This window comes from Streptomyces sp. NPDC050738 (genome assembly GCF_040654175.1).
In the GTDB taxonomy this organism is placed as follows: domain Bacteria; phylum Actinomycetota; class Actinomycetes; order Streptomycetales; family Streptomycetaceae; genus Streptomyces.
Window position 1 is genome coordinate 1 of sequence record NZ_JBFAHN010000020.1, and the last position, 22,753, is coordinate 22,753.

Here is a 22,753-nt window from a genome sequence, read left to right on the forward strand (position 1 = left end):
GTCGTAGGCGAACTCCCCTGGCTGGTCGAGGAGTTCGGGTGCGTTCTCGAAGAAGGCGACGCCCGAGTAGCGCGTGCCCCCGGTCCTCAATCGCCGGACGGCTTGATTTTGCTACGCCGTCACGAAGTCGATCAACTCCTCCACCCTGCCCAGCAGTTGAGGTTCCAGGTCCTTGTACGAGTGGACCTTGGACAGGATGTGCTGCCACGCCGCCCCCGTGTTCTCCGGCCAGCCCAGCGACCGGCAGATGCCCGTCTTCCAGTCCTGGCCGTGCGGGATCCGGGGCCATGCCTTGATCCCCACGCTCGACGGTTTCACCGCCTCCCAGACGTCGATGTACGGGTGGCCGACGATCAGGGCGTGGTCGCTGGAGACTTCCGCCGCGATACGAGACTCCTTCGAGCCGGGGACCAGGTGGTCCACCAGTACGCCCAGGCGCGCGTCCGCCGCGGGGGCGAACTCCGCCACGATCGCGGGGAGGTCGTCGATGCCCTCCAGGTACTCGACCACCACACCCTCGATGCGCAGGTCGTCGCCCCAGACCCGCTCCACCAGTTCCGCGTCGTGCCGGCCCTCCACGTAGATTCGGCCCGCGCGTGCCACCCTCGCCCTCGCGCCCGGGACCGCCACCGATCCCGATGCCGTACGGGCCGGGCGCTGCGGAGCTGCTGCCGCCGACGGGCGTACCAGCGTGACCGGGCGGCCGTCGAGGAGGAAGGCCGACGGGGTCATCGGGAAGACCCTGTGCTTGCCGAAGCGGTCCTCCAGCGTCACCGTGGGGCCTTCCGCCGTCTTCTCGCAGCGGATCACCGCTCCGCAGAAGCCCGTCGTGACCTCCTCGACCACCAGGTCGGGATCGGCAGGGACAGTGGGGGCGGGGGTCGACTTCTTCCACGGGGGCGTCAAGTCGGCGTTGTAGCTGCGCATTTCGCAGACGCTACGACACCACGATCCGCGCGGCCAGCGCGTCCCGCTGGGCGCGTACGAACGCGGCATCCACCACCGCGCCGTGGCCCGGGACGTAGCGGGCGTCCTCGCCGCCCAGCGCGAGGAGGCGGTCGAGGGCCGCGGGCCACTGGGCGGGTACGGCGTCCGGGCCCGCCTGCGGCTCACCCGACTCCTCCACCAGATCTCCGCAGAACACGATCGGCGGGGTGGTGGAGACCACGGCCACCAGGTCATGGCCCGAGTGGGCCGGGCCGATGTTGGCGAGGAGCACCTGGCGGCCGCCGCCCAGGTCCAGGGTCCATTCGCCGCAGACCGCGTGATGCGGCCGTACGAGAAGATCGGCAGCCTCCGCCGCCTCCGTTTCGGGGACGCCCTGGCGTACCGCGTCCGACGCCAGCTCGTCCGCACCCCGTGCGAACAGTGCGTCAAGGCCCGCAGCGCCGTACACCTCGGTGCCGGAGAAGACCGCCGTGCCCAGGACGTGGTCGAAGTGCGGGTGGCTGAGAGCGATGTGCGTCACTCTCCGGCCGACGAGCTGCTCCGCCTGGGCGCGGATCTCGGCGCCTTCACGGAGTGAGGAACCCGTGTCGAAGAGGAGGGCTGTGCCCTCGCCCACCACCAGTCCCACGGTCGCGTCCCAGGTGGGAAGGCGGCGGCGGCCGACATCCGGACCAAGCCGTTCCCAACCGCAGTCTTCCCAAGTGACGTCCATACCGCGACGCTATCCCGGGTGGCACGCTCCGTCGCGGTAGCGTGTCTGGCCGCACTCCGCCTTGCTTCGATGCAGGCAGGCCGCCGTACACTGGGGGGATTGCTGGCACTCGTACGCACAGAGTGCCAGGCAGGTGCCAAGGGACGACAGCTGGAGGTGTGCGCGATGCTCAGTGAACGCAGGCTTGAAGTGCTGCGCGCCATCGTCCAGGACTATGTGGGCACCGAGGAGCCGGTCGGGTCGAAAGCGCTCACCGAGCGCCATAGCCTCGGCGTCTCGCCGGCCACGATCCGCAACGACATGGCCGCCCTGGAGGACGAGGGGTTCATCGCCCAGCCGCACACGAGTGCCGGGCGTATCCCCACCGACAAGGGCTACCGGCTCTTCGTCGACCGCCTCGCGGGCGTCAAGCCGCTGTCGTCGCCGGAGCGGCGTGCCATCCAGAACTTCCTGGGCAGCGCCGTCGACCTCGACGACGTGGTGGCCAGGACCGTGCGGCTGCTCACACAGCTCACACGGCAGGCGGCCGTCGTGCAGTACCCGTCGCTCACGCGGTCGACGGTGCGGCACGTGGAGCTGCTCTCGCTGGCGCCGGCCCGGCTGATGCTGGTGCTGATCACGGACACCGGCCGTGTCGAGCAGCGCATGATCGACTGCCCCGCCCCCTTCGGGGAGACCTCGCTCGCGGATCTGCGGGCGCGGCTCAACTCAAGGGTCGTGGGGCGCCGGTTCGCCGATGTGCCGCAGCTCGTGCAGGATCTTGCCGAATCCTTCGAGCAGGAGGACCGGGGCACCGTCTCGACGGTGCTGGCCACTCTGCTGGAGACCCTGGTCGAGGAGACCGAGGAGCGGCTGATGATCGGCGGCACCTCCAACCTCACCCGGTTCGGGCACGACTTCCCGCTGACCATCAGGCCGGTGCTGGAAGCGCTGGAGGAGCAGGTCGTCCTGCTGAAGCTGCTCGGTGAGGCGCAGGAGTCCGGTATCACCGTACGTATCGGGCATGAGAATGCCCACGAAGGCCTGACGTCCACATCGGTCGTCGCGGTCGGCTACGGTTCGGGCGACGAGGCAGTCGCCAAACTCGGGGTCGTCGGCCCCACACGCATGGATTACCCGGGAACGATGGGAGCGGTACGCGCAGTGGCACGTTACGTCGGACAGATCCTGGCGGAGTCGTAAGTGGCCACGGACTACTACGCCGTACTCGGCGTGCGCCGCGACGCTTCCCAGGACGAGATCAAGAAGGCCTTCAGGCGCCTTGCCCGCGAGCTTCACCCGGATGTGAATCCGGACCCGAAGACGCAGGAGCGCTTCAAGGAGATCAACGCCGCCTACGAGGTCCTCTCGGACCCCCAGAAGAAGCAGGTCTTCGACCTGGGCGGCGACCCGCTGTCCGCTTCGGGCGGAGGCGGCGGAGCCGGTGGCTTCGGCCAGGGCGGCTTCGGCAACTTCTCGGACATCATGGACGCCTTCTTCGGTACGGCGTCCCAGCGCGGGCCGCGGTCGCGGACGCGGCGCGGCCAGGACGCGATGATCCGGCTGGAGATCGACCTCAACGAGGCGGCCTTCGGGACCACCAAGGACCTTCAGGTCGACACGGCCGTGGTCTGTACGACCTGCAGCGGTGAAGGCGCGGCTCCCGGCACGTCCGCCCAGACGTGTGACATGTGCCGCGGCCGCGGCGAGGTCTCGCAGGTCACCCGGTCGTTCCTCGGCCAGGTCATGACCTCGCGGCCCTGCCCGCAGTGCCAGGGCTTCGGCACCGTCGTTCCGACTCCGTGCCCGGAGTGTGCGGGCGACGGGCGGATCCGGTCGCGGCGGACTCTTACGGTCAAGATCCCGGCCGGTGTCGACAACGGCACGCGGATCCAGCTCGCCGGCGAAGGCGAAGTCGGCCCCGGCGGTGGTCCTGCCGGTGATCTGTACGTAGAGATCCACGAGCTGCCGCACGCGGTGTTCCAGCGCCGTGGCGACGATCTGCACTGCACGGTGACCATCCCGATGACGGCGGCCGCGCTCGGTACGAAGGTGCCGCTGGAGACGCTGGACGGGATGTCGGACATCGACATCCGGCCCGGTACGCAGTCGGGGCAGTCGATTCCGCTGCACCAGCACGGCATCACGCATCTGCGCGGTGGCGGGCGCGGTGACCTCATCGTGCACGTCGAGGTGCTCACGCCCTCGAAGATGGACGCCGAGCAGGAGCGGTTGCTGCGGGATCTGGCGAAGCTGAGGGGTGAGGAGCGGCCGATCGGGCAGTTCCAGCCCGGCCAGCAGGGTCTGTTCTCGCGGCTGAAGGACGCGTTCAACGGTCGCTAGGTGGGTGGGTTTCGGGGGCTCCGCCCCCGGACCGCCCCCCTGTGCGGCTAAGCCGCCGCCGCTCTCGCGGAGGTGGCCGGCGCGGGTGGGGGTTGCTCAATGGCCGCATGAGGTGCGTTTGGATGCGACACCGAACACCGGGCAAGATCCATGAGCCCAGTCCGGCAAAATCAAGCCCGTCCGGCGATTGAGGACAACAGGCGACGGGGGCCGGAAGAGTCGATTCGGCCCCGCCCGGAGGGCATGGCACGATGCCGTTATGTCCTCTGTTCTGGCCGACCTCTGTCGGTATCCGATCGTGCAGGCGCCCATGGCCGGCGGTGCTTCCGGGCCGCGGCTGGCCGCCGCGGTGTCCGAGGCCGGGGGGCTCGGGTTCCTTGCCGCCGGGTACAAGACCGCCGACGGCATGTACGAGGAGATCAAGCAGCTGCGCGGGCTGACGGCGCAGCCCTTCGGCGTCAATCTCTTCATGCCGCAGCAGGACACCCCCGACCGGGCGGCCGTCGAGGTCTACCGGCATCAACTCGCGGGCGAGGCCTCCTGGTACGAGACGTCCCTGGTGGACCTCGACGCCTGCGGCGCCGGCGACGACGGGTTCGAGGCCAAGCTGGCCATCCTGCTCGACGACCCCGTGCCGGTCGTCTCCTTCGCCTTCGGCTGCCCCCCGCGCGACGTGCTGGACGCCCTCGACCGGGCGGGTACGTACACGATCGTCACGGTCACCACGCCCGAAGAGGCGCAGACCGCCCAGTGGTGCGGTGCCGACGCGGTGTGCGTGCAGGGGATCGAGGCCGGCGGGCACCAGTCGACACACCGGGACGACCCGCAGACGGACCGCGCGGGGTTCGGGCTGCTCGCGCTCGTCGCGCAGGTGCGCGAGACCGTGCCGATGCCGATCGTCGCCGCCGGCGGGCTGATGCGCGGCTCGCAGATCGCGGCCGTCATGGCGGCGGGAGCGGAGGCCGCGCAGCTGGGGACGGCGTTCCTCGTCTGCCCGGAGTCAGGGGCGAACGTGCTGCACAAGCAGGCGCTGACCAACCCGCTGTTCGTACGGACCGAGCTCACCCGGGCCTTCACCGGGCGGCCCGCGCGCGGTCTGGTCAACCGCTTCATGCGCGAGCACGGTCCTTACGCCCCGGCCGCGTACCCCCATGTGCACCACCTCACGGCGGGGCTGCGCAAGGCGGCCGCCGGGGTGGGCGACGCGCAGGGCATGGCGCTCTGGGCGGGGCAGGGGCACCGGCAGGCGCGGGAGCTTCCCGCCGCGCAGCTGGTCGAGGTGCTGGCAAGTGAACTGGACGCGGCACGGACCGCGTTGGCCGCGAGGTTCTGAACATCATGAGGAGTGCGGGATGACTGCGCCTGTTTTTGTGGTCGATGCGGTGCCGGGTGCGGGTGCCTTCGTGCTGGACGGAGGCGAGGGGCGGCATGCCGTTTCGGTGAAGCGGCTGCAGGCGGGTGAGGACGTCGTCCTGACCGACGGGCGGGGCAACTGGGCCGAGTGCGTGGTGAGTTCGGCCGAAGGCAAGGACCGCCTCCACGTCGAGGTGACCCTGGCGCGGGCCGAGGAGGAGCCTTCGCCGCGTATCACCGTCGTACAGGCGCTGCCCAAGGGCGATCGCGGGGAGGTCGCCGTCGAGACCATGACCGAGGTCGGTGTCGACGGGATCGTGCCGTGGCAGGCCTCGCGCTGCATTACGCAGTGGAAGGGCGAGCGGGGCGCCAAGTCCCTGGCCAAATGGCGGAACACGGCACGCGAGGCGGGGAAGCAGTCGCGCCGGGTGCGGTTTCCCGAGGTGGCCGACGCGATGAGCACGAAGCAGGTGGCCGCGCTGCTCGCCACCGCGGACTTCGCGGCCGTACTGCACGAGGCGGGGAGCGTCTCGCTGGCCGCTGCCGCGCTTCCGGCGCAGGGGTCGATCGTGCTGGTCGTGGGGCCCGAAGGGGGCGTGTCCCCCGAGGAGTTGAAGGCCTTCGCCGAGGCGGGCGCCGAGCCGTACGTGCTGGGGCCGAGCGTGCTGCGCACCTCCACGGCCGGTACTGCCGCCTCCGCTCTGCTCCTGGGACTCACGGGCCGCTGGACTTGACCGAACAGGGTCTGTCGGAGGCGGCCGTCGCGGTGGGACCCTGTCCTTCATGGGGGCATGGAGACGGTTACGAAACCGGCGGGGCCTCGTGGTGGCAGGCGCCGCCGTGGCCGCTGTGGTGGGGCTCTCCGCCTGCGATCCGGTGGACGGGATGAACTCCGCCGCCGTCGCCTACACCACCGATCAGATGGCGACCAAGGTGCTGGAGCGGGCCGGGGTCAAGGTGCAGTGGCTGAGCTGTACGGCGACCGTCTCCGGCGGGGGCACCGCGAAGCCGAGCGCGTCGCCGAGCAAGGCGAGCGTCGACTGCCAGGGGCGTACGTCCGACGGCAAGGAGATCACCGTCAAGGGGACCGTGACCTATGTGCGCGACGGGTCGTGCGTGCGGGGGCACCTGACCGCGAAGGTCGGTGCGAAGATCATGTTCACGGCCAGTGTGCTGGGCGACTGCAACGCCACGCCCAGCGGAGGGAATTCACGACGTACGACACCCCCGGCCCAAGGCGGCGGCGGGGGCGCGCGGCCCACGGTCACCGTGACGGTCACTGTCACCGAACAGCCGCAAGGCAAGTGAGCCCGCGCCTAATATGGGTGCATGGCGGGAACCGGCTGGGCATGGCAGCGCGGTGAACTCCCCAGCGAGATGACGAGTTTCATCGGCCGGGAGTCGGAGATCGAAGCTGTCCGGGCACTCTTCGGCGAGGCGCGCATGGTGACGCTGCTCGGGCCCGGAGGGGTCGGGAAGACCCGGATAGCGGTGCGGGCCGCGGCCTCGCTCGCGGACCGGTTCCGGGACGGCGTACGCATGGTGGAGCTCGCCGGCGTCAAGGACGGGGAGCTGCTTCCGCACGCGGTCGGCGCCGCCTTCGGGCTGCCCGAGACCAGTGACCGCAGTGCGCTCGACATGGTGGTGGAGTTCCTGCGGCCGGAGCAGACGCTGCTGGTCCTCGACACCTGTGAGCATCTGGTCGACGCCTGCGCGCTGTTCGCGGAGATCCTGCTGAGCTCGTGTCCCGGGCTGCGGCTGCTGCTCACCAGCAGGCAGGCCCTCGACGTGCCCGCCGAGCACGCTCTCGCCGTCGCACCGCTCGAAGAGTCCGACGCGGTCGGCCTGTTCGTGCAGCGGGCCGCCGCCGCCCGCCCCGGATTCGTCCTCGCCGACACCAACCGCGAGCAGGTGCTCGCCCTCTGCGGCCGCCTCGACGGGATTCCGCTCGCCCTCGAACTCGCCGCCGTACGCCTGCGGGCGCTCCCCCTGGAGCAGGTGCTCCGCCGCCTGGAGGACCGCTTCCGCGCCCTCGGCGGCGGGCGCTCCGCTCACCCTCGCCATCAGACGCTCCGCACCACCATCGACTGGAGCCACGAGCTCTGCACACCCGAGGAGCAGACGCTCTGGGCGCGGCTCTCGCTCTTCGCCGGCGGGTTCGACCTCGATGCGGCCGAACGGGTCTGTGCGGACGCAGAGTTGGATGCGTACGCCATCGTCGACCATCTCATCGGCCTCGTCGACAAGTCGGTCGTCGTGCGCGAGGAGAGCGAGGACGGCGATCGCTACCGCATGCTCGACACCATCCGGGAGTACGGCGCCGAGCGGCTCGCCGCGTCCGCGGACCTGCCCGGCATCGCACGCCGCCACCGTGACCACTATCTGCGGCTCGCCCGGGACGGATACGCCGCCTGGTTCGGCGGCGAACAGGTCAGCTGGACCCACCGGCTCGACCTGGAGATCGACAACTTCCGTACCGCCATGGAGTGGTCGCTGTCCACACCCGGCGAGGAAGCGGACGGGGTGGGGCTCATCGCCTCGCTCCACGCGTTGTGGGTCGGCCGCTGCAGGCTGGCGGAGGGGCTTCGCTGGGGCGAGCGAGGCCTGGCCACGGCGGAGGGCACCGTGCAGGACCGGGCGCTCCTGCGCTTCCAGCACGCCCTGTGCATGGGGCTCAACGGCGACATGGAGCCGGGGATCCCGGAGTATCTGCAGGCGGCCGCGGAGGCGGAGAGCGTGGGCGACCGGTTCGCCCAGGCTCTCTATCTGCTCTACCTCGGGACGACCTATCTGCACCTCGACCGGAACGAGGAGTCCGCACGCACCGACGACGAGGTCGAGCCGCTCGTGCGCTCGCTCGACAGCCCGTATCTGCAGGCCTGGCTCGACCGCAATCGCGGCATGCGCCTCGGCCGTCAGATGGACGTGGCGGGCGCCGAACCCCTGCTGCTGCGCTCCCTGGAGAACTTCCCGCGCGGCGAGGTCTGGGCCGCGGGCACGACCTACATCACCCTGACCTTCTCCCGGATGGCCGCGGGCGACCCGGTGGGCGCGATGGAGTACGCGCGGCGCGGGCTGCGGGGGTACGCGCGGCTCCCCGACACCTTCGGCATCGCCAACCTCACCGCCCTCCTGGTGTGGTCGCTGATCATGCAGGGGCGGTGCGCGGAGGCCGCCCAGCTCGCGGGCGGATCGGCCGCGGTCCGGCGCGGACTCGTACCGCTCCTGCTGAACGATCCGGTGCTGCTGGCGATGGACGCCCAGCTCCGTACGCAGTGCCAAGGGGCGCTCGGCGAAGAGGAGTTCGCGCGGCTGTACGCCGAGGGCGAGACGCTGGGGATGCGCCGGACGGTCGCCCTCGCGCTGGGGGACCCCGTGGTGGAGGACGCCGCGCCGTCCTCCGTACGTACCCTCGACGCCCTCACCCGGCGCGAGCGCGAGGTGGCCACCCTCGTCCACCAGGGCCTGTCCAACCGGGAGATCGCCGAGAAGCTCGTCATCTCCAAGCGGACCGCCGACGCGCACGTCGAGCACATTCTGGCCAAGCTGGGATTCGGTTCGCGCGGGGAGATCGCCGCTCTCGTACGTGCCGAGATCGCCCGCGCCGACCTACCTAGGTAGGGGTTCAGCTGCTGTTTTAGGTATGCGGATCTTCGGCCTCCGCACGCGCGCAGCCGGCCTCGCGCCCGCCACGCTTCTCTCATGTGCGCAGCTCAGTCAAGTCCTCAGCCCAAGTCCCAGGTCTACTCGCTCCTCGACCGGCTGTCCTCGACCCGCCTGGTCACCCTCACAGGACCGGCGGGTGTCGGCAAGTCGCACCTCGCCGCACGGATCGCCGAATCCATCGAACTGCCCGTCTTCCGGGCCGACCTCTCGGCCTGCCAGGACGCCGCCCTCGTGCCGCACGCGGTGGCCGCCGCGCTGCATACTTCGCCGGAGCAGGGCGCCGATCCGGTGCTCGCGGTGCTCCAGCTGCTCTCGCGGCGGCGCGGTCTGCTCCTGCTCGAAACCTGCGAGCACGTGCGGACGGGGTGTGCCTATCTCGTGGGCAGACTGCACGACCACTGCCCCCAGCTGCAGATACTGACCACCAGCCGTCAGGCGCTCGGCGTGCCCGGCGAACAGTCCGTCGCGCTGCGGCCGTTGCCGCCCGAGCAGACGGTCGACATGCTCACCGAGAAGGCCGCGACGCAGGGAGTCGACCTGCCCAACTACTGGGGCCGGCTCATCGCCGGGCGCCTCGACGGCGACCCGCTCTCCATCCTCCTCGCCGCGCGCTCCCTGCGCCTGATGCCCGCGCAGCGCCTGTACGCCAGCCTCGCCGTCCCCGGAGGCCGCTTCACGGTGCTCACCGACGGCCCCAAGGACCCGCCGCGCCACCGGACCCTGCTGCGGGCCATCGACTGGAGCCACGAGCTGTGCACCAGGGCGGAGCGGCTGCTGTGGGCGCGTATCTCCGCCTTCGAGGGCACGTTCACCGAGGAGCAGGTGCGCACGGTCTTCGCCGGCGGTGCCGAATTCGCCTCGCTGGTGCGCTCGTCGGTGGTCATCCCGCAGGCCGGTACGTCCAGGACGGGCGCGGTCTACCGGCTGCCGCTCGCACACCGCGAGTACGGGCAGCTGCGGCTGGCGGGGCTCGGCGACTAATCTGATCAGCGTGACGACGACGCAGACGGCATATCTCCGGTATCCGCATGTCCAGGGCGAGTTGGTGGCCTTCACCGCCGAGGACGACATCTGGGTGGCGCCGCTCGACGGCGGACGGGCGTGGCGCGTCAGCGCCGACAACAGACCCGTCACCCAGCCCCGGATTTCCCCCGACGGGGCGTCGGTCGCCTGGTCGTCGACGCGCGACGGAGCACCCGAGGTGCACGTCGCACCGGTCGACGGCGGACCCTCCAAGCGGCTCACCTACTGGGGCGACCACCGCACCTCGGTGCGCGGCTGGACCCCGGACGGCGACGTCCTCGCCATCAGCACGCATGGACAGGTCTCGCTGCGGCGCAGCTGGGCGCGGTCGATCCCGCTCGACGGTGGACCCGCAACGACCTTGCCCTATGGGCCTGTCGGGGGACTGGCGTACGGCCCCGGGTCCCAGATGCTGCTGCTCTCCGCGACCATGGCCCGCGAGGCGGCGGCGCAGAAGCGCTACCGGGGCGGCACGGCCGGCAAGCTGTGGATCGGCGAGGGGGACTCCTTCGCCCGGATCCACGCCGACGTCGACGGCAACATGGAATGCCCCATGTGGGTCGGGAGCCGTATCGCCTTCCTCTCGGACCACGAGGGCGTCGGCGCGGTCTACTCCTCGCTCCCCGACGGCTCCGACCTCCGCCGCCACACCCCGGCCGAAGGCTTCTACGCCCGCCACGCCACCACCGACGGCACCCGCGTCGCCTACGCGTCCGCAGGCGAACTCTGGCTCCTGGACGACCTGTCGGACGCCACCGAGCCCCGCCGCATCGAGATCCGCCTCGGCGGCCAGCGCGCCGACCTCCAGCCGCACCCGCTGCACGCCGGCCGGCACCACGTCGTCGCCTCGCCCGACCACACCGGACGCGGCAGCGCGGTCCTGGTGCGCGGCACCGTCCACTGGCTGACCCACCGCGAGGGCCCCTCGCGCGCGCTGGCCGCCGAACCGGGCGTGCGGGCGCGGCTGCCGCACACCTTCCGGGTGGACGGCGAGGAGCACGTGGTCTGGGTGACGGACGCGGACGGCGAGGACGCCCTCGAATTCGCTCCGGCGACCGGCGCCGCCCACGGCTCGGCTCCGCGCCGGCTGGCGGGCGGGCAGCTCGGCCGCGTCCTGGACCTGGCGGTGGCGCCCGACGGCGGGCGGGTCGCGGTGGCCGCGCACGACGGGCGCGTCCTGCTCGTGGACCGTACCTCCGGCGACGTACGGGAAGTCGACCGCAGCGACAACGGCGACGCGAGCGGCCTCGTCTTCTCGCCCGACTCCGGCTGGCTCGCCTGGTCGCACCCCGGTGTCGGCGACCTGCGCCAGCTCAAGCTCGCCGACACCGGGAACCTGACCGTCACCGAGGCGACTCCCCTCCGCTTCAAGGACTATCAGCCCGCCTTCACCCTCGACGGGCTGCACCTCGCCTTCCTCTCCGAGCGGTCCTTCGACCCGGTCTACGACGCGCACGTCTTCGACATGTCCTTCGCCGTCAGCTGCCGCCCCCACCTCATCACCCTTGCCGCGACGACCCCTTCGCCCTTCGGGCCGCAGCGCCACGGCCGCCCCTTCGAGGCCGACAAGGACAAGAAGTCCTCCGACAAGGGCGGGGACGGCGGCAGCGGTACGGAGGAGAGCACCGCCCCCGTCACCCGTATCGACCTGGAAGGACTCGCGGGCCGGATCATCCCCTTCCCCGTCGAGGCCGGCCGCTACTCCACGCTCCGTGCCGCCAAGGACGGCGTCCTGTGGCTGCGCCACCCGCTGCGCGGCGTCCTCGGCACGACCCGTGCGACGCCCGACGACCCGGGCCCCACCACGGCCCTCGTCCGCTACGACCTGACGCAGCTGCGCACCGAGGAACTCGCCGACGACGCCGACCACTTCGCGGTGAGCGGAGACGGCAAGCGGGTGCTGCTGCGCGGCGACGGCAAGCTCAGGGTCGTCCCCTCGGACCGCCGCGCCTCGCACGACGACGAGAGCGACAGCAACATCACGGTGGACGTGTCGCGGGTACGGCACACGATCGACCCGGCCGCCGAATGGCGCCAGATGTACGACGAGGCCGGCCGCGTCATGCGGGACAACTTCTGGCGCCCCGACATGGGCGGCCTGGACTGGACAGGGGTCCTGGACCGCTACCGTCCGGTCCTGGCGAAGGTGGCCACCCACAGCGACCTCGTGGACCTCCTGTGGGAGGTGCAGGGCGAGCTGGCCACCTCGCACGCCTACGTCAACCCGATGGGCGGCTGGAGCTCGGACACGACCCGCCAGGGGCTGCTCGGGGCGGACATCTCCCGTACGGACGAAGGCAGTTGGCGCGTCGACCGCATCCTGCCCACCGAGACGTCCGACCCGCACGCCCACTCCCCGCTGACCGCGCCGGGTGTGGCGGTGCGCGCCGGTGACGTGATCCTGGCCGTGGACAGCCGCCCGGTCGACACGGTGACGGGTCCTGGACCGCTGCTGACGGGTTCGGCGGGCAAGCCGGTCGAGCTCACCATCGCCCCGGCGGGCGGCGGCGAGGTGCGCCATGTGGTGGTCGTACCGACCGCCGACGAGGAGGCGCTGCGCTACCACGACTGGGTCGCGGACCGGCGCGCGTACGTCCACGAGCACTCCGGGGGCCGCCTCGGTTACCTCCACGTCCCGGACATGGTCGGCTCGGGCTGGGCGCAGCTCCACCGCGATCTGCGCGTCGAAGTCGCCCGCGAGGGCCTGGTGGTCGACGTACGCGAGAACCGCGGCGGTCACACCTCGCAGCTGGTGGTGGAGAAGCTGGCGCGCCGCATCGTCGGCTGGGATCTCCCGCGCGGCATGCACCCCTTCAGCTATCCGGCGGACGCGCCGCGCGGCCCGGTGGTCGCGGTGGCCAACGAATTCTCGGGCTCGGACGGCGACATCGTGAACGCGGCGATCAAGGCGCTGGGCATCGGCCCGGTGGTCGGCACGCGGACGTGGGGCGGCGTGATCGGCATCGACAGCCGTTACCGCCTGGTCGACGGGACGCTGGTCACCCAGCCCAAGTACTCCTTCTGGCTGGAGGGCCAGGGCTGGGGCGTCGAGAACTACGGCGTGGACCCGGACGTGGAGGTCGTCATGACACCGCAGGACTACGCGGCCGGGCGCGACCCCCAGCTGGACAAGGCGATCGAGATCGCCCTGGCGGAACTGGAGACGACCCCGGCGAAGAAGGCGCCGGAGCTGCCGGGGCTCTGACGGAGGGCCGGCCGGTAGGCTGCCCGGACAACTGATCATCAGCGACCGAGGAGGCGGGTCATGGCGGGAGAACCGCAGACCGACTGTCTGTTCTGCAAGATCGTCTCGGGAGACATCCCGGCGACCGTCGTGCGGGAGAGCGAGACCACCGTCGCCTTCCGCGACATCAACCCGCAGGCGCCGACGCACGTCCTGGTGATCCCCAAGGTGCACTACCCGGACGCCGCCTCGCTCGCCGCCGCCGAGCCGCAGATCGCCGCCGACGTGCTGCGCGAGGCCGGGCAGGTCGCCGCCGACGAGAAGGTCGACGCGAGCGGATATCGCGTCGTCTTCAACACCGGCGCCGGCGCCGGGCAGACCGTGTTCCACGCGCACGCCCATGTGCTGGGCGGGCGCGGGCTCAACTGGCCGCCCGGATAAGCGCGTTGTCGTCACGAGAGCTGGTCGTGCTCGGGACCGCCAGTCAGGTCCCGACCCGGCACCGCAACCACAACGGGTACTTCCTGCGCTGGGACAGCGCGGGGTTCCTGTTCGATCCCGGAGAGGGCACCCAGCGGCAGATGCTGCACGCCGGGGTCGCCGCGCACGACATCGACCGGCTGTGCGTCACCCATTTCCATGGGGACCATTCGCTCGGGCTCGCGGGCGTCATCCAGCGCATCAATCTGGACCAGGTTCCGCATCCGGTCACGGCGCACTATCCGGCGAGCGGGCAGCACTTCTTCGAACGGCTGCGGTACTCGACCGCTTACCGGGAGTCCGTCGACATCGCGCAGGTCCCGTGCGAAGGGGACGGCGGGGTGTTGGCCGAGACGCCTTCCTATCGGCTGGAGGCGCGGCGGCTCTCCCATCCCGTGGAGTCGTACGGCTATCGCGTCGTCGAGCCCGACGGGCGGCGCATGCTGGTCGGGAAGCTGGCCGAGTTCGGGATCAAGGGGCCGGACGTCGGGCTGCTCCAGCGCGAAGGCGTCGTCGGTGACGTCACGCTGGAGCAGGTCAGCGAGGCGCGGCGCGGGCAGCGGTTCGCCTTCGTGATGGACACACGGCTGTGCGACGGGGTCCGTGAGCTGGCCGAGGGGTGCGACCTGCTCGTCATCGAGTCGACCTTCCTCGACGAGGATCTGCGGCTCGCCGAGGACCATGGGCATCTGACCGCCGGGCAGGCCGCGCGGGTCGCCGCCGACGCCGGCGTGCGTCATCTCGTACTGACTCACTTCTCGCAGCGGTACACCGATCCGGGGGAGTTCGAGCGGCAGGCCCGGGCGGCCGGTTACGAGGGCGAGCTGACCGTGGCGCGTGACCTCGATCGGATTCCGCTTCCGAAGCGCGGCTGACCTACGCTTTGGGGATGTCTTCCCCCGCACCCCTCCCCAAGGCCGAGCTGCACCTGCACATCGAGGGCACTCTGGAGCCCGAGCTCGCCTTCGCGCTCGCCGCGCGCAACGGCATCGAGCTGCCGTACGCCACCGCCGACGAGCTGCGCGCCGCGTACGCGTTCGATGATCTGCAGACGTTTCTGGACCTGTACTACGCGCTGATGGCCGTGCTCAGGACCGAGCAGGACTTCGAGGAGCTCGCCGACGCCTATCTCGCGCGGGCCGCCGCGCAGGGCGTCCGGCACGCGGAGATCTTCTTCGACCCGCAGGCGCACACCGCACGCGGCGTCGAGATCGGCACCGTCATCGGCGGGCTTTCGCGGGCGCTGGACAGGAGCCAGGAGACGCACGGGGTCTCCACCCGGCTGATCCTCTGCTTCCTGCGCGACCAGTCCGTCGAGTCCGCGATGGAGACGCTGCACGCGGCCGTCCCGTACCTCGACAAGTTCGTCGCGGTCGGGCTCGACTCGGCCGAGGTGGGGAACCCGGCCTCGAAGTTCGCCGATGTGTACGAGGAGGCCTCCGCGCTCGGGCTGCGGCGGGTCGCGCACGCCGGTGAGGAGGGCGACCCCTCGTACATCTGGGAGGCCCTGGATGTGCTCGGGGTCGAGCGCATCGACCACGGGCTGCGCTGCATCGAGGACCCGAAGCTGGTCGAGCGCCTCGTGTTCGCGCGGATCCCCCTGACGCTCTGCCCGCTCTCCAACGTCCGGCTGCGCACCGTCAAGACGCTGAAGGACCACCCGCTGCCCAAGATGCTCGCCGTGGGTCTGATGTGCACCCTCAACTCCGACGACCCCGCCTACTTCGGCGGGTACGCGGGGGACACCTTCGACGCGGTGCGCGCCGAGCTCGGCATCACCGACGAGCAGCTGCGCGAGCTGGCCAGGAACTCCTTCCTGGCCAGCTTCCTGGACGACGACGAGGAGCTGCGGGCGCGCTACTTGGCGGAGGTCGAGGCGTACGACTTCGGCTGAGTGGGTGTGCGGTTGCGGGCCCGTGTCGTACGGATCCTGAGCGGCCTGGGCGGCAGCGCGGAGACCTCGATCTCCGCGACCTGCTGCTCGGGCGCGCCCAGCTGCGGGACCGTACCCGGCGTCGCGCCGGTCGTCGCCGCGAGCAGCGCCGCCGGTGCGCCGCCCCTGCGGCGCACCGCGCCGGGGACCAGCGGGCGGCCCGCGGTGTGCAGGGCGACCGCCGTCATCGGGACGGCGAGGAGCAGGAGCAGTACGCAGAGGATCTGACCCATCGCCGGGTAGCCCGCGTGAGCGGCGAGCGTCGACCCGGTGACCGGGCCGCAGGCCGTCCCGAGTGAGGACGCCGAGCCCACCAGGACCGCCCAACGGCCGCGCGGGTCAAGGGATGCGGCCAGGCCGATGAGGTACGAGAGGACGACGGGGTAGATCGCGTTCCAGGCGATCTCGCCCGTCGCGAACGACGCCAGGTCGTGGGCGGAGGCGGCCAGCGCGATGCACGCGGCGATCACCGCCGTGCCCGCCCCGATCGGCAGCGCCCGGCCCAGGCGTGCGCCGAGTGCGGTCGCGGCGGTCACCCCGAGGAGACCCGCGCCGAGCCCGGCCGCGAAGACCGCGCCCGTCGTGACCTCGCTCAGCCCCGCCTGGTCGAGACCGATGCGGCTGCTGACGCCCCAGAGGGAGTTCTGCGCGAGCGACCAGAGCGCGATCGCGCCGGCCAGGGCCAGCCCCGCACGGAGGTAGGGGAGCGGGGTGCGCGGGGCAGTGGCGGGGGTGGTGGTGTGGTGCGAGGTCCGCAGCCTTCCCGCCGCGGGCCAGGCGAGCACCGCGATGCCGGCCAGGGCCAGGAACGGGGTGCGGTGGCCGCCGCCCAGGTGGGGGATGGTCAAGTACAGCGCGCCCGCGGTCGCCGAGACGGAGAGCAGACCCAGCGCGGAGGAGCGGTGGGGGTCGCGCTGCGCGGCGATGGAGGCGGCGGCGACGGTCGTCGCCGTACCGGAGCCGATGCCGCCGAGGGCGGCGCCGAGCAGGACGAGGGGGACGGTGGTGGTCGCCGCGGCGGTTCCGTAGCCGATCAGCATCAGGAGGAGACCCGCGCGGGCGAGGCGGGTCGCGCCGATGCGCTCGACGCGGGAGGCGAGGGCGAATCCGGCCGAAGCGGAGGCCAGGAGCAGCGTGCTGCCCATCAACCCGGCCTGGGTCGGGGCGAGTCGGAGGGACTCGCCGAGGCGGGCCACGGTGGTGGGGAGGAGGTACGCGGCGAGGTAGCCGGCGGTGAAGAGAGCGACGAGCGGCCAGACGGAGGCGGCTGCGCGCGGGCGCGGGGGCACGGGCTGTTCCTGAGAATGAGGGCGCGGCAAAGGAGGGGTACTGCGGGGAGGGGTGCCACTCAACTGACCCGTGGGACAGGAGTGCGCGGCCAATTTGTATCAAGTGGCGGCGCTGCGGAAAAGCGGTGGGTGTGTGATGTGCGACACGGTGCGTTTGTGGCGGGTGTTGCCGGGTATGCGAGGGCGTTTCCGCTGGTCCGCGGGTGGGGCGGCCGCTGCGCGGAAGAGCCCCCGCCCCGTCCCTTCCCGCTGTGTCATTTTGCGGCTCCGCCGCGTGGCGGGGGCGGGCTTCCGGGCCCCTGTACGAAGCCTCCGGCCACCTGTCCTCAATCGCCGGACGGGCTTGATTTTGGGGGCCGGAGCCCCCAGGGGCAGGGGGGGTCAGCGCCAGTCGGGGGCCCCGGGCAGCGGCACCGCCGCCGCCTCGATCCGCGCCCGCGCCTCCCGCATCACCGCCACGATCTCCTTCTCGTGCGCCTCCGTCAGCCGCCCCACCGGCACCGAACAGCTGATCGCGTCCACCGCCGGAGCCTCGTACCGCAGGGTGAAACCGAAGCCGACGATCCCCTGCACCCCCTCCTCGCGGTCGATCGCATAGCCGCGCTCCCGCACCTGCGCCAGGTCCGCCGCGAGCGACGCCCCGTCGCGGTGCGTCCGCGCGGTGAAGCGCTCCAGCTCGCCCCGGGGCAGCTCGCTCTCCGCCCGTTCCGCGAGGAGCGCCTTGCCCAGGGCGCCCACATGGGCGGGGAGGCGGCGGCCCACCCGGCTGATCGTCCGTACGTACTCGTGCGACTCCCGCGTCGCCAGGTACACCACGTCGTCCCGGTCGATCCGGCCCATGTGCACCGTCTCGCCCAGCGCGGTCGACGCCTCGTCGAGGTGGGGGCGGGCGGCCCGCACCCTGGGGTCGGTGTCCAGATAGCTGGTGCCGGTGAGGAGGGCGCGGATGCCGATGCCGTAGAGCGAGCCCGTCGCGTCCGTGCGGACCCAGCCGCGGTCGATCAGGGTCTGCAGCAGGGCGTACATGGAGCTGCGCGGAACGCCCAGTTCCTCCGCGAGTTCGCGCAGCCGCGCGGGGCGGTCGCCGCGTGCGGCCAGCACTTCGAGCAGCTCGACGGTGCGACCCGCCGACTTCACCTCGCGTACGCCTCCGGTCTCTGGCATGGCCTGATCGTACGTAAGCGGGCGACGGCCCCCTTGACGCTCCCCGTCCATGTATCTAGTCTCCATTTTCATGCGTGGACAGCATCTACATACGGAGACAGAGACGGTGGAGCGGCTACGGGAGGGCATGGGGCGCGGCGTCCTGTCCTTCCCGCTGACCAGCTTCGGCGCGGGCGGCGAGCTCGACCTGGACGGATACCGGGCCTACCTGGAGCGCCAGTTGGCCGCCGGGCCAGGCGCCGTGTTCCCCGCCTGCGGCACCGGGGAGTTCTTCTCGCTCGACGAGGACGAGTACCGCGCGGTCGTCACCGCCACCGTGGAGGTGACCGACGGGCGCGTGCCCGTCGTCGCCGGCATCGGCTACGGCTGGGCGCAGGCCGCACGGTTCGCCCGGATCGCCGAGGACGCGGGCGCCGACGCCGCCCTCGTCCTGCCGCACTACCTCGTCTCCGCCCCGCAGGACGGGCTCGTCGCGCAGCTGGAGCAGATCGCTGCCAGGACCCGGCTGCCGCTCATCGCGTACCAGCGCGGGCAGGTCTCCTTCACCGCCGACAGCCTGCGTCGGATCGCCGCGATCCCCGGCGTCGTAGGCCTCAAGGACGGGCACAGCGACCTCGACCGGCTGCAGCGCCTGACCCTCGCCGCGCCCGAGGGCTTCCTCTTCTTCAACGGGGCGTCCACCGCCGAGATCCAGGCCCGCGCCTACGCCACCATCGGCATCCCCGCCTACTCCTCCGCCGTCCACGCCTTCGCCCCCGAGATCGCCGGCGCCTTCTTCGCCGCACTCCGCGACGGCGACCACGCACGCGTCGACGAGCTGCTCCGCGGCTTCTACGTCCCCCTCGTCGAGCTCCGCGACCGCGTCCCGGGCTATGCCGTCTCCCTGGTCAAGGCCGCCGCCCGGCTGCGCGGCGAGCGCGTCGGGCGGGTCCGCGCGCCGCTGACCGACCCGGGGGCCGACGACCTCGCCGTACTTGAGAAGCTGCTCGCCACCGGACTCGACCTCGTAGGAGCCGCCGTATGAACCTGACCATCGCCGAGGTCCGTCTCACGCCGGTCCTGATCTCCGACCCGCCGCTCCTCAACGTCCAGGGCGTGCACCAGCCGTACACCCCGCGTCTGGTCATCGAGGTCGTCACCGAGGACGGTGTCAGCGGCATCGGCGAGACCTACGGGGACACCAAGTACCTGGAGCTGGCGCGCCCGTACGCGAACCTCCTCGTCGGCCACTCCATCTCCGACCTCAATGGGCTCTTCACGCTCGCCGAGCAGGTCGGTGTGGACGAGGCGCGAGTCGACAACGCGGTTGACGTCGGTGGTCTGCGCGGCGTCCAGACCGCCGACAAGCTGCGGCTTTCCATCATCTCGGGCTTCGAGGTGGCCTGCCTGGACGCGCTCGGCAAGGCGTACGGGGTGCCCGTGCACGAGCTGCTGGGCGGCAAGGTCCGCGACACCGTCGAGTACAGCGCCTACCTCTTCTACCGATGGGCCGAGCACCCCGGAGGCGCGGGCGAGGCCGACACCTGGGGCGAGGCGGTCGACCCGGCGGGCATCGTCGCGCAGGCCCGCCGCTTCGTGGACGACTACGGCTTCACCTCCTTCAAGTTCAAGGGCGGCGTCTTCCCGCCCGCCGAGGAGGTCGCCGCCGTCAAGGCGCTCGCCGAGGCATTTCCCGGCCACCCCCTGCGCCTCGACCCGAACGGCGGCTGGACCCCGGAGACGTCCCTGAAGGTCGCCGAGGAGCTCGCGGGCGTACTCGAATATCTCGAGGACCCCACCCCCGGCACCCCGAACATGGCCCAGGTCTCGGCCGGTACGGACGTCCCCCTCGCCACCAACATGTGCGTGACGACGATCCCCGAGATCCGCGAGGCCTTCATGACGGACGCCGTCCAGGTCGTCCTCTCCGACCACCACTACTGGGGCGGGCTGCGCGCGACCCGCGAACTGGCCGCGATCTGCCGCACCTTCGGGGTCGGCCTCTCCATGCACTCCAACACCCACATGGGCATCAGCCTCGCCGCCATGACCCACGTCGCGGCGACCGTCCCCAACCTCGACTACGCCTGCGACAGCCACTACCCGTGGCAGACGGACGACGTGATCACCGCCCGCCACGTCTTCAGCGAAGGCTGTCTCACCGTCTCCGACGCGCCCGGCCTCGGCGTGGAACTGGACCGCGGGACCCTCGCCCGTCTCCACCAGCGCTGGCTGGACGACGACGGCACGATGCGCGACCGCGACGACGCGGCGGCGATGCGCAAGGCGAAGGGACACGAGGACTGGACGAGCCCGGCGCTGCCCCGCTGGTGACCGGCGCAGCTCGTCATGGCAGGTCACGCCATGTGTCAGAGGTGTTTGGCACACTGGCGGGACCTGCAGCTGAGTACGGGGAGCCCACGGTGAAGACCGACGACGACCGCAAGAGCCAGAACACCATCGATCCCCTCGACGGGCTCCGCGCCCCCGAGGACCCGGCCTGCGACGTCTATCTCACCGGCACCGTGTTCCTCGACGTCATCTTCACCGGACTCGACTCCGCCCCCGTCCGCGGCACCGAGTCCTGGGCGCGCGGCATGGGATCCAGCCCCGGCGGGGTGGCCAACATGGCCACCGCGCTGGCCCGGCTCGGGCTGCGCACGTCGCTGGCCGCAGCCTTCGGCGACGACCACTACGGCGAGTACTGCTGGGACGCCCTGGAGCAGGGCGAGCACATCGACCTCAGCCGCTCGCGCACCGTCCCCGGCTGGCACTCCCCGGTCACCGTCTCCATGGCGTACGAGGGCGAGCGCACCATGGTGTCGCACGGCCACGAGGCCCCGCCGCCCGAGGGCTCCGTGCCCACCTGCCCGCCGCTCGCCCGGGCCGCCGTCGCGTCGCTCGGGCCCGGCGCGGACCAGGACTGGGTGGCGCACGCCGCGGGGCGCGGGACCAAGGTCTTCGCCGACGTCGGCTGGGACGAGACGGGCCGCTGGGACCTGGCCGCGCTGGAGGATCTCGGCCACTGCGAGGCCTTCCTCCCCAACGCCGAGGAGGCCATGCGCTACACCCGCACCGACTGCCCGCGCGCCGCCGCCCGTGCCCTGGCCGAGAAGGTGCCGCTCGCCGTGGTGACGCTGGGCGCGGACGGTGCGTACGCCGTGGACGGGGCGACCGGGGAGACCGCCGAGGTCCCCGCCATCGCCGTCGAAGCGCTGGACCCCACCGGCGCCGGTGACGTCTTTGTGGCGGGCTTCGTCACCGGGACCCTCGCGGGCTGGCCGCTCGCCGACCGCCTCGCCTTCGCCGGGCTCACCGCGGCGCTCTCCGTCCAGGAATTCGGCGGCTCCCTCTCCGCGCCCGGCTGGGTCGAGGTGGCCGCCTGGTGGAGCCATGTGTCGTCCTACGACGACCAGGACCCGGCCGCCCTGCGGCGCTATGCCTTCCTGTCGGAGCTGCTGCCCGCGGCGACGAGACCGTGGCCGCTGCGCAGGGCGGTGCCCACTATTGGCTTCCGCGCCCCCTGAACGGTGCGCGAACAGTGCCCAAGCGGTGCCGAAGCGGTACGGAAAACCCCTCGGTGTTGTCAGTGACGAGTCGTAGGCTTGGCAGTCCAGAGGTTGTCGAGCAGCGAGAACCCTGTAATGGGAGGTATGTGCAGGCCCGAGTGGCCGGCCCATGACTCAGACACCCACACAGCCGCAGGCAAGCGCCCAGATCAGCATCCCGGCCGCGCACCCGATGGTGCTGCTCCTGGGATCCGGCGACTCGCTGCTGCGCGTGATCGAGAAGGCCTTCCCGGCGGCCGACATCCATGTCCGGGGCAATCGGATCAGCGCCACGGGGGAACCGGCCGACATCGCCGTCATCCAGCGACTGTTCGACGAGATGATGCTGGTGCTCCGCACCGGCGCGCCGATGACGGAGGACGCAGTGGAACGCTCGATCGCCATGCTCAAGGCGAACGGCAACGGCGGGGGCTCGGTGGAGACCCCGGCAGAGGTGCTGACCCATCCCATCCTCACCTCGCGCGGCCGTACGATCCGCCCCAAGACCCTCAACCAGAAGCGGTACGTCGACGCGATCGACCAGAACACGATCGTGTTCGGTATCGGCCCGGCCGGCACCGGCAAGACGTACCTCGCCATGGCCAAGGCGGTCCAGGCGCTGCAGGCCAAGCAGGTCGACCGGATCATCCTGACCCGCCCCGCCGTCGAGGCGGGCGAGCGCCTCGGCTTCCTGCCGGGCACGCTCACGGAGAAGATCGACCCGTATCTGCGGCCGCTCTACGACGCGCTGCACGACATGATCGACCCGGACACGATCCCGCGTCTGATGGAGTCCGGCACGATCGAGGTCGCACCGCTGGCCTTCATGCGCGGCCGGTCGCTCAACAAGTCGTTCATCATCCTCGACGAGGCGCAGAACACCAGCGCCGAGCAGATGAAGATGTTCCTGACCCGGCTCGGCTTCGACTCCAAGATGGTCGTCACCGGCGACGTCACCCAGGTCGACCTGCCCGGCGGCACGAAGAGCGGGCTGCGCGAGGTGCAGCGGATCCTCGACGGCATCGAGGACGTGCACTTCTCGCGGCTCACGAGCAACGATGTCGTACGGCACAAGCTCGTCGGCCGTATCGTCGACGCGTACGAGAAGCACGACAGCGCCGCCGACGGCGCCGCCAACACCGGGAAGTAGCG

19 protein-coding genes are annotated in these 22,753 nt (G+C 71.5%); 15 read left to right on the forward strand and 4 right to left on the reverse strand.

From position 1 onward, the window contains the following. Positions 1–111: 111 nt before the first annotated feature. On the reverse strand, positions 112–927 hold the full coding sequence (locus AB0H78_RS34175; RefSeq protein ID WP_363238662.1) for a DUF3097 domain-containing protein: 816 nt from the start codon (positions 925–927) through the stop codon (positions 112–114). A 10-nt stretch (positions 928–937) separates the two neighbouring features. Then, positions 938–1,660, reverse strand: a complete 723-nt coding sequence (locus AB0H78_RS34180) for an MBL fold metallo-hydrolase (protein WP_363238664.1) — start codon at positions 1,658–1,660, stop codon at positions 938–940. A 165-nt stretch (positions 1,661–1,825) separates the two neighbouring features. Here AB0H78_RS34180 and hrcA point away from each other — a divergent pair, with 165 nt between their 5' ends. From hrcA to AB0H78_RS34235, 11 genes are all read left to right on the forward strand, one after another. Beyond that, on the forward strand, positions 1,826–2,842 hold the full coding sequence (gene hrcA, locus AB0H78_RS34185) for a heat-inducible transcriptional repressor HrcA (protein WP_363238665.1): 1,017 nt from the start codon (positions 1,826–1,828) through the stop codon (positions 2,840–2,842). Then, a complete protein-coding gene (gene dnaJ, locus AB0H78_RS34190; RefSeq protein WP_363238666.1) occupies positions 2,843–3,982 on the forward strand; it encodes a molecular chaperone DnaJ in 1,140 nt (379 codons plus the stop codon). A 259-nt stretch (positions 3,983–4,241) separates the two neighbouring features. Beyond that, the gene (locus AB0H78_RS34195; RefSeq protein ID WP_363238667.1) at positions 4,242–5,315 is read left to right on the forward strand and encodes a nitronate monooxygenase; all 1,074 of its coding nucleotides are present in this window, start codon (positions 4,242–4,244) and stop codon (positions 5,313–5,315) included. A gap of 19 nt (positions 5,316–5,334) precedes the next feature. Further along, on the forward strand, positions 5,335–6,069 hold the full coding sequence (locus AB0H78_RS34200; protein ID WP_363238668.1) for a 16S rRNA (uracil(1498)-N(3))-methyltransferase: 735 nt from the start codon (positions 5,335–5,337) through the stop codon (positions 6,067–6,069). 49 nt (positions 6,070–6,118) lie between these two features. Then, on the forward strand, positions 6,119–6,643 hold the full coding sequence (locus AB0H78_RS34205) for a hypothetical protein (protein WP_363238669.1): 525 nt from the start codon (positions 6,119–6,121) through the stop codon (positions 6,641–6,643). Positions 6,644–6,664: 21 nt separating this feature from the next. Beyond that, entirely contained in the window at positions 6,665–8,956 is a 2,292-nt protein-coding gene (locus tag AB0H78_RS34210; protein WP_363238671.1) for a LuxR C-terminal-related transcriptional regulator, read from the forward strand. An 81-nt stretch (positions 8,957–9,037) separates the two neighbouring features. Beyond that, positions 9,038–9,982, forward strand: coding sequence for a hypothetical protein (locus AB0H78_RS34215; RefSeq protein WP_363238672.1), 945 nt, complete (start codon positions 9,038–9,040; stop codon positions 9,980–9,982). 10 nt (positions 9,983–9,992) lie between these two features. After that, on the forward strand, positions 9,993–13,229 hold the full coding sequence (locus AB0H78_RS34220; RefSeq protein WP_363238674.1) for a S41 family peptidase: 3,237 nt from the start codon (positions 9,993–9,995) through the stop codon (positions 13,227–13,229). Between the two features lie 60 nt (positions 13,230–13,289). Continuing rightward, a complete protein-coding gene (locus tag AB0H78_RS34225; protein WP_363238675.1) occupies positions 13,290–13,649 on the forward strand; it encodes a histidine triad nucleotide-binding protein in 360 nt (119 codons plus the stop codon). A 5-nt stretch (positions 13,650–13,654) separates the two neighbouring features. Beyond that, positions 13,655–14,563, forward strand: a complete 909-nt coding sequence (locus tag AB0H78_RS34230; protein WP_363238676.1) for a ribonuclease Z — start codon at positions 13,655–13,657, stop codon at positions 14,561–14,563. A gap of 14 nt (positions 14,564–14,577) precedes the next feature. Then, the gene (locus AB0H78_RS34235; RefSeq protein WP_363238677.1) at positions 14,578–15,582 is read left to right on the forward strand and encodes an adenosine deaminase; all 1,005 of its coding nucleotides are present in this window, start codon (positions 14,578–14,580) and stop codon (positions 15,580–15,582) included. Here the strand turns inward: AB0H78_RS34235 and AB0H78_RS34240 are convergent. Both AB0H78_RS34240 and AB0H78_RS34245 read right to left on the reverse strand, forming a co-directional pair. Further along, entirely contained in the window at positions 15,546–16,910 is a 1,365-nt protein-coding gene (locus AB0H78_RS34240; RefSeq protein WP_363238678.1) for an MFS transporter, read from the reverse strand. The genes AB0H78_RS34235 and AB0H78_RS34240 overlap by 37 nt on opposite strands. A 381-nt stretch (positions 16,911–17,291) precedes the next feature. After that, the gene (locus AB0H78_RS34245) at positions 17,292–18,074 is read right to left on the reverse strand and encodes an IclR family transcriptional regulator (RefSeq protein ID WP_363238679.1); all 783 of its coding nucleotides are present in this window, start codon (positions 18,072–18,074) and stop codon (positions 17,292–17,294) included. 70 nt (positions 18,075–18,144) lie between these two features. Here AB0H78_RS34245 and AB0H78_RS34250 point away from each other — a divergent pair, with 70 nt between their 5' ends. The 4 genes from AB0H78_RS34250 to AB0H78_RS34265 all read left to right on the forward strand — a co-directional run bounded on the left by AB0H78_RS34250 (position 18,145) and on the right by AB0H78_RS34265 (position 22,751). After that, complete coding sequence (locus AB0H78_RS34250; protein ID WP_363238680.1) at positions 18,145–19,098, forward strand: 5-dehydro-4-deoxyglucarate dehydratase; 954 nt, start codon at positions 18,145–18,147, stop codon at positions 19,096–19,098. Beyond that, on the forward strand, positions 19,095–20,387 hold the full coding sequence (locus tag AB0H78_RS34255) for a glucarate dehydratase family protein (RefSeq protein WP_363238682.1): 1,293 nt from the start codon (positions 19,095–19,097) through the stop codon (positions 20,385–20,387). Before AB0H78_RS34250 ends, AB0H78_RS34255 begins: the two co-directional genes overlap by 4 nt. Before the next feature lie 89 nt (positions 20,388–20,476). Then, the gene (locus AB0H78_RS34260; RefSeq protein ID WP_363238683.1) at positions 20,477–21,580 is read left to right on the forward strand and encodes a PfkB family carbohydrate kinase; all 1,104 of its coding nucleotides are present in this window, start codon (positions 20,477–20,479) and stop codon (positions 21,578–21,580) included. A gap of 151 nt (positions 21,581–21,731) precedes the next feature. Beyond that, entirely contained in the window at positions 21,732–22,751 is a 1,020-nt protein-coding gene (locus tag AB0H78_RS34265; RefSeq protein ID WP_363238685.1) for a PhoH family protein, read from the forward strand. Positions 22,752–22,753 lie beyond the last annotated feature (2 nt).

What these genes read in the sequence shown, in the direction of transcription:
- AB0H78_RS34175 (WP_363238662.1), bottom strand. Translation starts at nt 927, where the DNA reads ATGCGCAGCTACAACGCCGACTTGACGCCCCCGTGGAAGAAGTCGACC.
- AB0H78_RS34180 (WP_363238664.1), bottom strand. Translation starts at nt 1,660, where the DNA reads ATGGACGTCACTTGGGAAGACTGCGGTTGGGAACGGCTTGGTCCGGAT.
- hrcA (WP_363238665.1), top strand. Translation starts at nt 1,826, where the DNA reads ATGCTCAGTGAACGCAGGCTTGAAGTGCTGCGCGCCATCGTCCAGGAC.
- AB0H78_RS34195 (WP_363238667.1), top strand. Translation starts at nt 4,242, where the DNA reads ATGTCCTCTGTTCTGGCCGACCTCTGTCGGTATCCGATCGTGCAGGCG.
- AB0H78_RS34200 (WP_363238668.1), top strand. Translation starts at nt 5,335, where the DNA reads ATGACTGCGCCTGTTTTTGTGGTCGATGCGGTGCCGGGTGCGGGTGCC.
- AB0H78_RS34205 (WP_363238669.1), top strand. Translation starts at nt 6,119, where the DNA reads ATGGGGGCATGGAGACGGTTACGAAACCGGCGGGGCCTCGTGGTGGCA.
- AB0H78_RS34210 (WP_363238671.1), top strand. Translation starts at nt 6,665, where the DNA reads ATGGCGGGAACCGGCTGGGCATGGCAGCGCGGTGAACTCCCCAGCGAG.
- AB0H78_RS34215 (WP_363238672.1), top strand. Translation starts at nt 9,038, where the DNA reads ATGTGCGCAGCTCAGTCAAGTCCTCAGCCCAAGTCCCAGGTCTACTCG.
- AB0H78_RS34225 (WP_363238675.1), top strand. Translation starts at nt 13,290, where the DNA reads ATGGCGGGAGAACCGCAGACCGACTGTCTGTTCTGCAAGATCGTCTCG.
- AB0H78_RS34235 (WP_363238677.1), top strand. Translation starts at nt 14,578, where the DNA reads ATGTCTTCCCCCGCACCCCTCCCCAAGGCCGAGCTGCACCTGCACATC.
- AB0H78_RS34245 (WP_363238679.1), bottom strand. Translation starts at nt 18,074, where the DNA reads ATGCCAGAGACCGGAGGCGTACGCGAGGTGAAGTCGGCGGGTCGCACC.
- AB0H78_RS34250 (WP_363238680.1), top strand. Translation starts at nt 18,145, where the DNA reads ATGCGTGGACAGCATCTACATACGGAGACAGAGACGGTGGAGCGGCTA.
- AB0H78_RS34255 (WP_363238682.1), top strand. Translation starts at nt 19,095, where the DNA reads ATGAACCTGACCATCGCCGAGGTCCGTCTCACGCCGGTCCTGATCTCC.
- AB0H78_RS34265 (WP_363238685.1), top strand. Translation starts at nt 21,732, where the DNA reads ATGACTCAGACACCCACACAGCCGCAGGCAAGCGCCCAGATCAGCATC.